Genomic DNA, 13,707 nt, shown 5'->3' with positions numbered 1-13,707 from the left:
TACAATTGTAGTATTAGGAGGTCAAAAAAGTGTCAAAATTTAAGTCTTTGCTTCTACTCTTTGGCTCGCTAATTTTACTTAGTGGTTGTGAGAATGTAGAAGTTTTAAACCCAAAAGGGCCAATGGCAAGTGATTCGAAGTTCTTGATTATGTATTCAATCATCTTCATGCTTGTTATCGTTGCCGTCGTAATTCTCTTGTTCACAGTCTTTCTATTCAAATATAGAATCAGTAAGACTGAGGAAACAGGTAAGATGCACCACAGTGTTTTAATGGAAACCATTTGGTTTATCATTCCGGTCATCATTCTAATTGCTTTAGCCATTCCAACGGTTAAATCACTTTACAATTATGAGGAAACGCCAGATAAAAAGGATGATCCTATTGTAGTTTATGCTACAAGTGCTGGTTATAAGTGGTTCTTTAGTTATCCTGAAGAAAAAATCGAAACGGTTAATCACTTAACTATTCCGAAAGATCGCCCTGTTGTTTTCAAACTCCAATCAATGGATATGATGACAAGTTTCTGGATTCCACAACTTGGTGGTCAGAAATATGCGATGACAGGTATGACTATGGACTGGACGTTAACAGCTAGCGAAGAAGGTACGTTCCGTGGACGTAACTCAAACTTCAACGGCGAAGGGTTTGCTCGTCAAACTTTTGATGTTAATTCAGTAAGTCAAAGTGAATTTAAAGATTGGGTCAAAGATGCTCAAAGTAAAAAAGAATTAGATCAAGATACCTTTGATAAGCAACTTTTACCAACTACTGAAAATGAAAACTTAACTTTCAGTGGTACTCATCTAGCATTTGTTGATGCTGCAGCAGATCCTGAGTATATTTTCTACGCTTATGATCGCTACAATTACGTACAAAAAGATCCAAACTTTAACACTGAAAAAGAATTAACTGAAGATGTGTTAGATAAACCAGATCAACCTGCACGTAAACCGCAAATCACAAATGCGAACTATGAGAGACATGGTATGAAAGCCATGATTCTTGGCAACAACGAACCATACGATAGTGAATTCAAAGACGAGGAAACACATAACGTCGATGAAATGGACAAAATCTCTAAAGGTGCTAAAGACGAAAAAGCATCTGAATTAGAGAAAAAAGAGCATGAATCTGGAGGTGGACATTAATGGATTTTCCATGGGATCAGTTACTCGTTAAAGGTTCTTGGATGATTACAATGGCACAAATCGGTGCCCCATTTGGAATCATTGGACTAATCGCAGTAATTACTTATTTTAAATTATGGAAATATTTATACAGAGAATGGTTCACATCTATCGACCATAAGAAAATCGGGGCAATGTATTTAATCTGTGCCGTATTAATGTTCGTTCGTGGTGGTATTGACGCATTAATGATGCGTACACAATTAGCGATTCCTAACAATACGTTTTTGGACTCAAATCACTATAACGAAGTTTTTAGTACACACGGTGTTATCATGATTATCTTTATGGCAATGCCTTTCATATTTGGTTTGTGGAATGTCATTGTACCTTTACAAATTGGTGCTCGAGACGTTGCATTCCCTGTATTAAATAGCGTAAGTTTCTGGTTATTCTTCTCAGGTATGATTTTATTCAACTTGTCATTTATAATCGGGGGCTCACCTGCAGCTGGTTGGACTAACTATGCACCACTGGCAGGTGAATTCAGTCCCGGACCAGGTGTCAATTATTACTTAATTGCAATTCAGATTTCTGGTATCGGTACACTGATGACAGGTATTAACTTCTTCGTAACCATACTTAGAATGAAAACACCTACAATGAAATTTATGGAAATGCCAATGTTTACGGTTACTACTTTCATTACAGCCTTACTCATTATCTTGGCTTTTCCAGTATTAACAGTTACATTAGCACTATTCACAACAGATAGAATCTTCGATACTGCATTTTTTGCAGTAGCAAATGGTGGTATGCCAATGCTTTGGGCTAACTTCTTCTGGGTATGGGGGCACCCTGAAGTTTATATTGTTGCCCTTCCAGCATTCGGTATATACTCTGAAATTATTCCAACATTTGCGCGTAAACGCCTATTCGGCCACCAAAGCATGGTTTGGGCAACGGCAGGTATTGCGTTCTTAAGCTTTTTAGTTTGGGTTCATCATTTCTTCACAATGGGTAATGGTGCGTTAATCAACTCATTCTTCTCAATTTCAACCATGCTTATCGGTATACCAACTGGTGTTAAAATATTTAACTGGTTGTTCACGCTTTACCAAGGCCGAATTACGTTCGAGTCACCAATGTTATTCTCACTAGCATTTATCCCCAACTTCCTAATAGGTGGAGTAACTGGTATTATGCTTTCTATGGCAGCAGCAGATTACCAATACCACAACACATACTTCCTAGTGGCGCATTTCCACTACACGTTAGTATCCAGTGTTGTACTTGCCTGTCTAGGAGCTTTAATATTCTGGTGGCCTAAGATGACTGGATTTAAGTTAAACGAAACGTTAAACAAATTCTGCTTCTGGTTCTTTGTAATCGGTTTCAACATTTGTTTCATACCTCAATTTATACTTGGTCTTGACGGTATGCCACGTCGTTTATATACTTACATGCCAGAAGATGGTTGGTGGTTATTAAACGTAATCTCAACTTTCGGTGCTCTATTAATGGCATTAGGCTTTATGTTCTTAGTTGCAAGTATTGTTTACAGCTTCTTCAAAGCACCACGTGAATTAACTGGTGATAACTGGGATGGTTTAGGTCGTACACTAGAATGGTCAACTGCTTCAGCGATGCCACCTAAATACAACTTTGCTATCACGCCAGATTGGAACGACTACGATACATTTGTTGATATGAAAGAACATGGTCGTCATTATTTAGATAACCATAATTACACAGATATCCACATGCCGAATAATACCCCAGTTGGTGTATTCATGGGAATATTCTTCACTATTGGTGGTTTCTTCCTAGTATTTGAAACATTACTACCAGCTATTCTTTGCTTAATTGGTATCTTTGGCACTATGATTTATCGTAGTTTCCAAGTAGATCACGGTTATCACATTCCAGCTTCTGAAGTAATGGAGACTGAAAAACGTTTACGTGAAGCACGAATAAAAGAAAAGGAGGCTGTAAGTCATGAGTCATGATGCAAACACAATTGATCAACGTTCGCATGAAGGTGAATTAAATAAGCTTGGCTTTTGGATTTTCCTTACAGCTGAATTCTCATTATTCGGTACGTTATTTGCAGCGTTACTAACACTGCAACATGGTGGCGATTATGCTGGTAAAATGACTACCGAGTTATTTGAATTACCGCTCGTTTTGATAATGACATTTGCTTTATTAATTAGTTCTTATACATGTGGTATTGCAATTTACTACATGAGAAAAGAAAAAGAAAAATTAATGATGATTTGGATGATTATCACTGTACTATTAGGTATGGTATTCGTAGGCTTTGAAATCTATGAATTCACACACTATGTGCATGAGGGTGTTAATCTTTCGATTGGTTCTTATTGGTCTAGTTTCTTTATACTATTAGGAACGCATGGTGCCCACGTATCGTTAGGTATCGTCTGGATTATCTGTTTATTAATCCAGATCGCAATGCGAGGATTAAATAAAGACAATGCTCCTAAATTATTTATAGTAAGTTTATATTGGCACTTTTTAGATGTTGTATGGATCTTCATCTTCACTGCCGTATATATGATAGGGATGGTGTTTAGCGGATGAATACAATAGTAAAACACACAGTAGGTTTTATTGCCTCAATCGTTCTGACAATATTAGCAGTGTTTGTAACTTTATACACATCTATGGAACTTAACGTTAAGATTACCATCATTTTTGGTTTTGCTTTTATACAGGCTGCAGTTCAATTATTAATGTTTATGCACTTAACTGAAGGTAAAAACGGAAACTTACAAGCATTTAAAGTTGTATTTGCGATTATCATTACTTTAATTACTGTTATTGGTACTTATTGGGTAATGCAGGGGGGACACTCAGCTCACTTATAATCCATAGAAAAGGAATTCTCTTCAAAGGAGTGACCCGAATTAGTGGGTGTAAAATTAAAACGCTTTCTTTGAATTCATACATTAAAATGTATTTACAAGGAGTTTGTTTCTATAAAGAGAGTTGGTTATTTAATAGATATTAAAAACAAAGCAATTAAATATGATCCTAAAATATTAAGTTATCCATAATTTCTAACAAGGGTTATCAGGTTATTCAATTAACAAAAAAATCATGTTAATAACTTTATATTTATATCTAAAACTATCGTTATTAATACAAGATTACCTTTTGAAATGTTTAAAAGACTCCTTATCTAATAAGGAGTCTTTTCTAATATATTTCCAATAATTAATAAGTGTAGATTATATGAGTGATAATACTTACATAAAACAACTATATAGCATCTTAGAAATCTTCTTTAACTGACCGTACTCTGCGTATACATGCTCCCTCTATCATTCTAACTCTTGCTACTTTCATGTTGAAACACCTATTCTATTAGCATTAGCTTCTTTAAAAAGAAACTTATCCGACATTTTTTAGATAACTCGTTTAACAAAATTGATAATTTCATTCGTAAATAAATTAGGAGTTTCTATAGCGGGAAAATGACCACCTTGTTCAATCTCATTAAAATAGATTAAATTATATTGGGTTTTGATGTAAGAATAAGGAGGTATCATTATATCTTCACTGAAAATAGAAACACCTGTTTTAGTATCTATAGTGCCTAATTGCGGCAATCTAGTTGCATTTTCTAGATATATATTCATTGAAGTTCCAATACTTTGGGTATGCCAATAAAAATAAATATTATTAATAATATCTTCCATACTTAATAAATTATGACCACTCCAAGAATCATATTTCTCACCAATCCATGAAATCAAACCAAGAGGAGAATCGTTAAGTCCATATGCTAAGGTCTGAGGTTTAGTTGACTGTATTTCCATATACCCAGTTTCTTTATAAAAGAACTCACTAGCTCTTTTTTTATATTCAAGTTCATCTTCAGTTAAGTTTTTATTCTTCTGTAATATGTCTTTAACTATCCCTATATCAGTTAAATGAAGGCCTTTAATAGAATTTGGAGATTTTTTAGCCATGTAGCGTGCAATACCTGATCCAATATCTCCACCAGAAACTATAAATTCATCATAGTTCAATTTATTTTTCATTAATAAATTCATTATATCGGCAATTTCTTCGTTATTTAACCCTTCATTAAATTCAGAAAGTCCAAATCCAGGTATAGAAGGAATTATAATATCGAAAGAAATATTTTCCCCATTATATTCAAAACCTTCTTTCAATTTGTCTATAACTTTTGTATATCGCAAAATACTATCTGGCCACCCATGCAATAATATCAATGGAATCGTGATGTTAGACTTCCCTTTTTCATAAATAAAATGGATTTTTTGCTTGTTTATATATGTTGAAAAATTTCTAAATTGATACTTTAGTAATGAATTTGAAAAAAAAGACTCCTTTTAAAAGGAATCTCTTCTATGATGTTTAGTGTTAACTATAGATTATGTAATTATTCCTAATCCTAATTATTATTGATACGCTTGTTGAATTTGGTCAAGTTGTTGCATCGTTAAATTAATGCCACCTTCACCAAAAAACCATGTGTTTGCTTCAAATACATATACATCATTGTTTTTAATTGCTTTAACATTATTAATAACTGAGTTTTTAAGTGCATTAGGCATACTATCATCATTTTCATCTTGCGTTCTATTAATTATAAATAGTTTGTCCGGATTCATTTTTTCCAAATATTCATTTGAAATTAAAATACCGCTGGAATTAGGTTTTATTTTCTTATCTGCATGTTGGATACCTAAGTCTTGGTTTAGAAATCCACCAAATCGTCCTGATGCACCGTATGATTTAATTCCTTTATCATCAACATTTAGAAATAAGATACGCTTGTTATTAATAATTTTTTTGGATTCCTTAACTTTAGCATCTAATTTTTCAACCAATGCTTGAGTTTCTTTTTCTTTTTCAAAAATTGTACCTATATTTTTTGAGCTTTGTTTTATTGAAGCGATATAGTCCTTGTGATTTGGACTCACAAACACAATTTTTGCATTAGGTGCAGCCTTCTTCATCTCATCTAATGTTTTAGTATGAGCTTGTCTAAACGAAGCAAATATGACGTCAGGTTTTGCTTTAGCTAGACGATCGTAACTGGGTCTACCAGGATTACCAAGATTCTCATATTTCTCACTTTTAAATTCTTTTAAACTTTTAGGTAAAAAAGATGCATTTTCTCCTTTAGTAATTGCAACAATACGATCTTGTAACTTAAGCTGTTGCATAATATCAAGTGCACCATAATCCATGACAACTACATTTTTAGGATTGATAGGGACATCTATGGTTTCTTTTTTTACTTTTCCTTCAGTGTGATCCTGAGTTTTTTCTTTCATTTCATAGGTGTGAGTAATCTTTGTTATCTCTTTTTTTGAGTCTTCTTTACTGTTTGAACTACATGATGCTAATAACAGTGCTAAACACAAAAACATTATAATTATATAGGGCTTTTTCATTTTTATAATTTCCTCCGTATATAAATTATATAGTTAGTGATAACGATTATCAATATCAAATAAATAGTTAAACTAAAAGTTGTAGAAGTAAAAAATGATCGTTTCCTAAAGTATTAGGTAATACAGCGTCTGAGACAAATACTTAGTCGACTAGGATTAATTTTTGTTAAGATAATGGTGTTCAAAGTTTGAAATTAAATTATGATCCTATTAAGGAAATAGTTATTACTAAAATAATATACAAATGAAAAGGAGTTGTAATTGAAGATGACGCGTTTTTTAGCATTATGTGGAAGTAAACGTAAAAATTCACTAAACAAAAAACTACTAATCGATATAGAGCGAAATCTCTCACATGAACACACCTTTGAAACATATGATGAAATATATGATTTTCCAATATTTCATTCTGATATTGAATATGAAGATTATCCGAACATTATAAAAGAATATATAGATAAGTTAGATAAAAGTGACCATATTGTCATTACAACGCCTGAATACATCAGGGGGGTCCCAGCTACTTTAAAAAATGCAATCGAATGGTTATTAGCTTCAAATATCCTTTATAAAAAGCCTGTTTCTTTTATTGTTAGCAGTGTACATGGTGATGCATGTTATGATAACTTGATTGAATTTTTGAAATTCCTCAATCCAAAACTTCATGAAGACGGTATGCTATTGTTATCAGGAGGAAAAAGACTACGCGATGAAAATGGGCAATTCTTTTATGCAGAGACTGAAAATAAATTGCAGAACTTTGTACAACATTTAGAATGGAATTAAAATAATATTTTGAAATACTTAAAATCTTTACTGAAGCAGTATCAGTAAATAAAGAACATATACTTTAGACACAAAATCCAAGAAACAGTTAATTGAGTTGTCTCAATGGTTGGATGAAAACAGTATTGTTTTACATATTGTTGATATGAATGTATCAACGAAAGATGCGATGGGCAAGATGTCCTTTACCATGATGAGTGTATTTGCGGAACTTGAAGTTTACTTGTTAAGTGAGCGTACGAAAAAAGATTAGAAGCTGCGAGAGCAAGAGGAGATAAGGGTGGAAGACCTTCATTGCCAAATCACAAAAACCGTGAGATTAAATTCTTATATGATGAACAAAAACTTACAGGCGAAGAAATTGCTGGAAGGACTGGTGGGAGTTGGTCTACAGTGTACAGGATTTTAAAAATCAGAAGTGGTTAATATATATTTTAATGTTATTTCCATTTAGTTCATCTCTTCTTAATATTTTCTGGAGGTATTAAAAATAGAAAGTATACTACTATAAATATAATTAAAAATGCCAGTATGAAACCTATTGTTTTAATATAAATATTAGATATCCAAAAACCTAATATTAATAATATTGCTGCTATAAATGCTATTATCGTTAAAACTAAAGTCATAAATTTCTCCTCTGAATTCAAATTTCCAAGAAATCATATAGTATCATAAAAATATTTTTTATTAAATATAGCATGAATTATTACAGTTATTATCTTAATAAATACATAGCAATTATAAGAGGTTCAAAGCGACTAATTATTTTCTAGAACTGTCGGTGCTATTACCATCTTCGGGCCCTCTCATAATATCATCTATGTGCATAAAACCATTTGTTATAATTACAAATATTAATATGATAAATAAACCAAAGTACGAATCTTTTACTGTCATTGGCTTTTTTCTCTTTTGAAAATACCAACCTAATAAAAGGATTATTATAAATTTCTTTCTTTCATAAAATTATAAAATGCTCTCACCACAGTGTTATTTAAATATTGTTGTTTTAATATCATATCAGTATTTCTAATAATATAAGCACCATGTTGATCTAAGCATGGTATTTTAAATAAATTTTCATTATCATCCAAGAGAATATCTGGCAAAATAGAAAAGCCTAAGCCATTTTGTACAAATTCTTTACTTGTTTCCATATTATCGACTTTTATGGTAATTGAAGACGGTTCAATAAATCTACCTATCCACCAATCATCTATTAACTTATTAAGGGAAGTATCAGTATTATAATATATTCTTGGCAAATGAGGTAAATCATCTATAGAAATTGGATTTTTAGATACAATATAAATCTTTTCTTGCATAAGGCGTATTTTTTGAGATGAAAAACTATAGTCACCTCTTAAAATACCTACTTGAGAGTAGTCATTATGAACGGATTTAAAAACTTCTTCACTCCAACCAGTATTAACATCAAATTCTACTAATGGATATTTTTTACTGAATTCCGACAAAATTTTAGGCAATTGGTACCTTGAAAAAATACTTGATGCGCTTAACCTTAATATACCTTGAACTGTATTTTCTTGATTTATAAGATCTTCTTTAAGTTTTTGATTATCTTTTATCATAGAAATTGCATAGTTTACTATCATTTCACCTGCAGAAGTAAATACCACACCTTTCTTATTTCTATGGATAATTTTAACATCAAATTCTTTTTCGAGTTTATTAATTCTATATGTAACTGCTGGTTGTGATGTTCTCAATATCTTACTTGTTTTCGTAATGTTTTTATATTTAAATAACTCTCTTAATATCTCCCAATCTATACCATCCATAAACTTGGCCCCCTTATATATTTTATAATCGTCATAAAATTTTTTTAGGTTTAATCATAAAAAAGCAATATTTTATTTATCGAATATATACTTATATACTCTATATAAGTTAACTGAATATTTCAATAAATATGAGGGGGTCATAATGTGGATATGAGAAATACAAAAATACCATGTGTTTTAATGAGAGGGGGAACGAGCAGAGGGCTAGTTTTTAAAGATAGTGATTTACCTTTGGATATTGAAACTAGGGAAAAAGTAATATTAAAGATTTATGGTAGTTCTCCCAATGGACAAATTGATGGTATTGGAGGAGGCACTTCTGTTACAAGTAAAGTAGCAATCGTGGGTATAACTGATACAGATGAGAGTGATATTTATTACACATTTGGACAAGTTGGGATAAATAAAAAAAGTATTGATTATAATGTGACTTGTGGAAATATGGCAGCAGCTGTTGGGCTCTATGCAGTTGAAGAAGGGCTAGTTAAAATGCAAGAAGGTAAAACTAAAGTTAAAATTTTAAATACAAATACTAAAAAGATAATGGAAGTTGTTATTCCCGTGAGAAAAGGAAGTGTTGAAAATATTGGTGATTTTTCTATTTCTGGTGTAGAAGGAACAGGGGCAAAAATAGCAGTGAATTTTATGAATCCTTCTGGTGCTTTTACTGGGAAATTGTTTCCTACTGGAAATTTAGTTGATTATATTAAAGTTGATAAAAAAACATTTGAAGTAAGTGTATTAGATACTGGCAATATTGTTTCTTTTGTGAAAGCAAATGAATTTTCCCTTGAAGGCCATGAATTATCAGATGCGATCAATAAGCCTAATGTTTTAAAAGAAATTGAAAAGTTACGTGTGAAAATAGGAGTCCTATTAGGTATATTTAGCAAAGAGGAAAATATAAACCCTGAATTAGAAGCATTGCCTAAAATAACATTAGTTAGTGAACCCAATGATTATATAACAGAGCTAGGTATTTTAAATAAAAAAGAAAGTATAAGCATTATAGGACGATACATTTCCATGGGGAAGTTACATCCTACTTTTGCTGTTAGTGGTTCTATTTGTTTAGCGACAGCATGCCAAATACCAGGAACAATTCCTTATTCAATTTGTAAAAAAGATCCTATAGATACAATAAATATAGGACATCCTAGTGGGACTATTTCTGCTGAAGTCTTTTTACAAAAAAATGAAAGCGGTCACAAATTACTTAAAGGCGGTACTGGGCGTACTGCTAGGAGAATCATGGAAGGGCATGCTGTGATTCCAACATCTTTAATAGATAAGGAGTGAAAACATGATTAAAAAGAAGGCAATATTAATTGTTTTATTATCTGTTTTATTAGTTAGTTGTAGTGCTAAAGGTGATTCTAAAAATAATGATAAGAAGAACTCAGTTGAAAACTTTCCCAATAAAACGGTTAATGTAATTATACCTTTTGGGGAAGGGAGCGCAAGTGATGCGTTTGTAAGACAATATTCACAAATTCTAAGCGAACACTCAAATGCAAATTTTCAACCAATAAATAAGGATGGTAGTAGTGGTTTATTAGGTATGTTACATACTTATCAACAAAAAAATGATGGATATAATATTCTAGAAATCACGCCTTCACAAGTTATAGCCGATAACTTAGATAAAAGTAAAGATATTAAATTATTAGATGATTTTGAACCACTTGCTCAAATTCAGAGTGACATCTATGTGCTTTCCGTTTCTAAAGATAGTCCTATAAAGGATTATGATGATTTAATTGCAAAAGGAAAAAAGGGTGGAATTACAGTTGGGGGAGCAAGCTCAACAGGTCTAGATGATTTTGCGACAAGTAATTTTGAAAAAGAAGCTAATATAAACACTAATTTTATACCATATTCGTCTGGTTCAGAAGTAAAGGCTGCTGCCCTTGGTGGTGAAGTGGATGTTTACTTAGATAAAGTTGTAAATGTTGTTGATTATGTAAAATCTAAAAAGGTTAGATCTTTAATTATTTTTAATAATGAAAGGATTAATAAAATAGATGAATTTAAAAAAACACCTACAACGAAAGAAAAAGGTTTAAACGTAGATATTGGATCTTGGAGAGGTTTTGTAATTAAAAAAGGTGCACCGAAAGAAGTGAAAGAACAACTAAGCAAACAATTAAAAAATGCTTACGAAACTGAAGAATATAAGAAATATTCGGAGGATAATTTAGTTGATATAGGTGAAGGCTACCTTGGTCCGGATAAATTCGAAAAAAAATTAGATAAAGAGTATAAAAAATTTGATGAAATTGCAAAAGACTTAGATATCAAGCAATAAGATTAGGGGGGATTTCATGGGAAGTATAATATTTGGCTTTATATTATTAATTACATTTTCATATTTTTTGATTAATTCAATAAATATGGAGAATTTAAGAGAAGTTGATCCAATAGGCGCCTCTGGTATACCGACCTTTGTATTGTTTTTACTTGTGTCACTACTTTTTTATACATTAATTAAGGAAATTATTAAATATAGAAAAAACAAAGAAGGTGTTAATTATAAAGCACTATTAAATAAATCTGTATTAATAATTATTAGTATAACAGTATCACTTGGTTTATTTATTTTAGTTATAAATAAAATAGGGTTTTTCTTGGATTGCCTATTTTTAACCCCATTATTATTAATATTATTGGGAGCCAAAAACAAGTTTCAAATTATTTGTTTCTCTATAGGCATTCCGCTACTTTTTTCATTCTTATTTGGGAATGTATTAAACATTCCTATACCAAAAGGAATTGGCGTTTTTTCTGAAATTAATAACTTTATATATTAAAGAAGGAAGGTGTAATAATGAATATAGAATTATTAAAAGATTCCTTTTTAACTATAATTGAACCTATGAATCTTATGTTAGTAATTTTAGGTTTATTAGTAGGTATATTTCTTGGAGCATTACCTGGTATAGGTTCTTCTATGGCAATTGTATTAGCTTTGCCTTTTACATATTTCTTAGATGTATTGCCAGCTATAGCATTATTGTCAACGATTTATGTTGGATCAGCTTATGGGGGGTCAATAACAGCTATTTTATTTAACACTCCTGGGACGCCTGAAGCAGTAGCTACGACATTTGATGGTTATCCAATGTCACAAAAAGGAAAGTCAAAAAAAGCATTAGGTTTAGCAATAAGCAGTTCAGCTTTTGGTGGGATATTTGCAGTTTTCTTAATGTTCTTTTTATCTTCTATGCTATCAGAACTAGCGTTTAAAATACATTCTTCAGAATACTTTGCATTAGCTATTTTAGGCATGACAGTTATTTCTGCCTTAGGTACTAGTAGTATGGTTAAAGCTATTATTTCGGGCCTTATCGGCATCTTCATCTCAACTATAGGAATAGACCCTTTGACAGCAACAGATAGATTCACATTTAACACTATAGAATTAATGAATGGAATAGATTATATCCCTATCATGATAGGGGCATTTGCATTAGGTGAAGTGTTTTCACAAGTTACAGGCAATAATTCTAATAATTCAACTTCAACTTCAGATATGTCAAAAGGAATGTTCAAATTCAAGGAATTTTTTGAATATAAATGGACTGCACTAAAATCAGCAATAATCGGAAGTTTACTTGGAATATTACCAGGAACAGGTGGTTCAATAGCTTCCTTTGTGAGTTATGGGGTAGCGATGAAGACTGATAAAAATCCTAAGGAATTTGGTAAAGGGAGATCAGAAGGAATAGTGGCACCTGAAACTGCTAACAACGCGGCTGCTGGAGTTTCAATGATTCCCACGCTTATTCTTGGCATACCTGGTAGTCCAACAACTGCTGTAATATTAGCTGCTTTAATACTTCAAGGAGTGCAACCTGGACCACAACTTATATCAGATCAACCTATCCTGTTGTATTCAATATTTTTAGCAATGTTATTTGCAAGTGTTATGACTTTAGTTGCTGGTAGAGCAGGCGTACAAATATTCACTTTATTATTGAAAGCACCATATAGTATAATAGCAACTTTTATAATTATACTTTCCCTACTAGGTGCTTATGCTACAAATAATGACTTATTAAATGTTTGGATCATGTTATTATTTGGAGTGGTAGGGTATCTAATGAAAATATTTAATTTTTCAATAGCTGCATTGATATTAGGAATTGTTTTGGGTCCCTTAATGGAAAAATCATTAAGAAGACACTTATTAATTAATAATGGAGAATATTTATCTTTATTAAATTCTCCTATTACAGTAATACTTTTGATAGTCAGTATTTTAATAATAGTATTACCAATGATTATGAATAAAATAAAAGCTGAATAAAAATAGATTTATTAATTAAAGAAAATAAAAGTCATTGTCTTAACATCAATTGTTTTTCTTAGATATTTAAGTCTATAATTTTATATTAAAAATAAACTAAATTATCATGAGCCCTTTCAGTTATATACTGAAAGGGCTCAATTACTACTAAATAAAATAGGAATATTCAACTTTAATTAAATCAATAACTTATGTTTATAAAAAAGCTTTTTCAATTA

Annotated in this window: 12 protein-coding genes and 2 pseudogenes; 10 read left to right on the top strand and 4 right to left on the bottom strand. The window is 31.5% G+C overall.

Going from position 1 to position 13,707, the window contains the following annotated elements; all coding sequences use genetic code 11:
* Positions 1 to 29: 29 nt before the first annotated feature.
* From qoxA to qoxD, 4 genes are read left to right on the top strand one after another with little or no spacing between them, the layout of a single operon-like run.
* Positions 30 to 1,151, top strand: a complete 1,122-nt coding sequence (gene qoxA / locus ACA31_RS12950) for a cytochrome aa3 quinol oxidase subunit II (RefSeq protein WP_057511557.1) — start codon at positions 30 to 32, stop codon at positions 1,149 to 1,151.
* A complete protein-coding gene (qoxB, locus tag ACA31_RS12945) occupies positions 1,151 to 3,139 on the top strand; it encodes a cytochrome aa3 quinol oxidase subunit I (protein ID WP_057511558.1) in 1,989 nt (662 codons plus the stop codon). The genes qoxA and qoxB overlap by 1 nt, the downstream gene beginning before the upstream one ends.
* Positions 3,129 to 3,734 carry a cytochrome aa3 quinol oxidase subunit III gene (gene qoxC / locus ACA31_RS12940; RefSeq protein WP_057511559.1) on the top strand — a complete coding sequence of 202 codons (606 nt, stop codon included), beginning with the start codon at positions 3,129 to 3,131 and terminating at the stop codon, positions 3,732 to 3,734. Before qoxB ends, qoxC begins: the two co-directional genes overlap by 11 nt.
* Complete coding sequence (gene qoxD / locus ACA31_RS12935) at positions 3,731 to 4,021, top strand: cytochrome aa3 quinol oxidase subunit IV (protein ID WP_057512644.1); 291 nt, start codon at positions 3,731 to 3,733, stop codon at positions 4,019 to 4,021. Before qoxC ends, qoxD begins: the two co-directional genes overlap by 4 nt.
* A gap of 540 nt (positions 4,022 to 4,561) precedes the next feature.
* Here qoxD and ACA31_RS12930 read toward each other — a convergent pair.
* Positions 4,562 to 5,473, bottom strand: a pseudogene (locus ACA31_RS12930) (alpha/beta fold hydrolase); the annotation flags it as partial.
* Between the two features lie 111 nt (positions 5,474 to 5,584).
* Entirely contained in the window at positions 5,585 to 6,586 is a 1,002-nt protein-coding gene (locus ACA31_RS12925) for an ABC transporter substrate-binding protein (protein ID WP_057513723.1), read from the bottom strand.
* 267 nt (positions 6,587 to 6,853) lie between these two features.
* Between ACA31_RS12925 and ACA31_RS12920 the strand changes: the two genes are divergently transcribed.
* Entirely contained in the window at positions 6,854 to 7,372 is a 519-nt protein-coding gene (locus ACA31_RS12920) for an NADPH-dependent FMN reductase (protein ID WP_057513722.1), read from the top strand.
* 79 nt (positions 7,373 to 7,451) lie between these two features.
* A pseudogene (locus ACA31_RS12915) lies at positions 7,452 to 7,798 on the top strand (recombinase family protein); the annotation flags it as partial.
* Between the two features lie 339 nt (positions 7,799 to 8,137).
* On the opposite strand, the gene ACA31_RS13570 reads toward ACA31_RS12915, so the two are convergent.
* The gene (locus ACA31_RS13570) at positions 8,138 to 8,272 is read right to left on the bottom strand and encodes a hypothetical protein (protein ID WP_301335887.1); all 135 of its coding nucleotides are present in this window, start codon (positions 8,270 to 8,272) and stop codon (positions 8,138 to 8,140) included.
* 44 nt (positions 8,273 to 8,316) lie between these two features.
* A complete protein-coding gene (locus ACA31_RS12905; protein ID WP_057513720.1) occupies positions 8,317 to 9,177 on the bottom strand; it encodes a LysR family transcriptional regulator in 861 nt (286 codons plus the stop codon).
* A gap of 153 nt (positions 9,178 to 9,330) precedes the next feature.
* On the opposite strand from ACA31_RS12905, the gene ACA31_RS12900 reads away from it, so the two are divergent.
* Genes ACA31_RS12900 through ACA31_RS12885 form a run of 4 tightly spaced genes read left to right on the top strand, consistent with a single transcriptional unit; the run spans position 9,331 to position 13,489 of the window.
* Positions 9,331 to 10,479 carry a 2-methylaconitate cis-trans isomerase PrpF family protein gene (locus ACA31_RS12900; RefSeq protein ID WP_253721406.1) on the top strand — a complete coding sequence of 383 codons (1,149 nt, stop codon included), beginning with the start codon at positions 9,331 to 9,333 and terminating at the stop codon, positions 10,477 to 10,479.
* 4 nt (positions 10,480 to 10,483) lie between these two features.
* Positions 10,484 to 11,488, top strand: a complete 1,005-nt coding sequence (locus ACA31_RS12895) for a Bug family tripartite tricarboxylate transporter substrate binding protein (RefSeq protein WP_057513718.1) — start codon at positions 10,484 to 10,486, stop codon at positions 11,486 to 11,488.
* A 16-nt stretch (positions 11,489 to 11,504) separates the two neighbouring features.
* Complete coding sequence (locus ACA31_RS12890; protein ID WP_057513717.1) at positions 11,505 to 11,990, top strand: tripartite tricarboxylate transporter TctB family protein; 486 nt, start codon at positions 11,505 to 11,507, stop codon at positions 11,988 to 11,990.
* Between the two features lie 17 nt (positions 11,991 to 12,007).
* Complete coding sequence (locus tag ACA31_RS12885; RefSeq protein ID WP_057513716.1) at positions 12,008 to 13,489, top strand: tripartite tricarboxylate transporter permease; 1,482 nt, start codon at positions 12,008 to 12,010, stop codon at positions 13,487 to 13,489.
* Positions 13,490 to 13,707: the final 218 nt, after the last annotated feature.

This window comes from Staphylococcus sp. NAM3COL9, assembly GCF_001431205.1.
Taxonomy (GTDB): Bacteria; Bacillota; Bacilli; order Staphylococcales; family Staphylococcaceae; genus Staphylococcus.
The sequence above is the reverse complement of the archived record's forward strand: the minus strand, read 5'-3'. Positions and strand labels throughout refer to the sequence as shown.

Coding starts and splice junctions, on each gene's coding strand:
- ACA31_RS12885 (WP_057513716.1), top strand. CDS start 12,008: ATGAATATAGAATTATTAAAAGATTCCTTTTTAACTATAATTGAACCT.
- qoxB (WP_057511558.1), top strand. CDS start 1,151: ATGGATTTTCCATGGGATCAGTTACTCGTTAAAGGTTCTTGGATGATT.
- ACA31_RS13570 (WP_301335887.1), bottom strand. CDS start 8,272: ATGACAGTAAAAGATTCGTACTTTGGTTTATTTATCATATTAATATTT.
- ACA31_RS12920 (WP_057513722.1), top strand. CDS start 6,854: ATGACGCGTTTTTTAGCATTATGTGGAAGTAAACGTAAAAATTCACTA.
- ACA31_RS12905 (WP_057513720.1), bottom strand. CDS start 9,177: ATGGATGGTATAGATTGGGAGATATTAAGAGAGTTATTTAAATATAAA.
- ACA31_RS12890 (WP_057513717.1), top strand. CDS start 11,505: ATGGGAAGTATAATATTTGGCTTTATATTATTAATTACATTTTCATAT.
- ACA31_RS12895 (WP_057513718.1), top strand. CDS start 10,484: ATGATTAAAAAGAAGGCAATATTAATTGTTTTATTATCTGTTTTATTA.
- ACA31_RS12900 (WP_253721406.1), top strand. CDS start 9,331: ATGAGAAATACAAAAATACCATGTGTTTTAATGAGAGGGGGAACGAGC.
- qoxD (WP_057512644.1), top strand. CDS start 3,731: ATGAATACAATAGTAAAACACACAGTAGGTTTTATTGCCTCAATCGTT.
- ACA31_RS12925 (WP_057513723.1), bottom strand. CDS start 6,586: ATGAAAAAGCCCTATATAATTATAATGTTTTTGTGTTTAGCACTGTTA.
- qoxC (WP_057511559.1), top strand. CDS start 3,129: ATGAGTCATGATGCAAACACAATTGATCAACGTTCGCATGAAGGTGAA.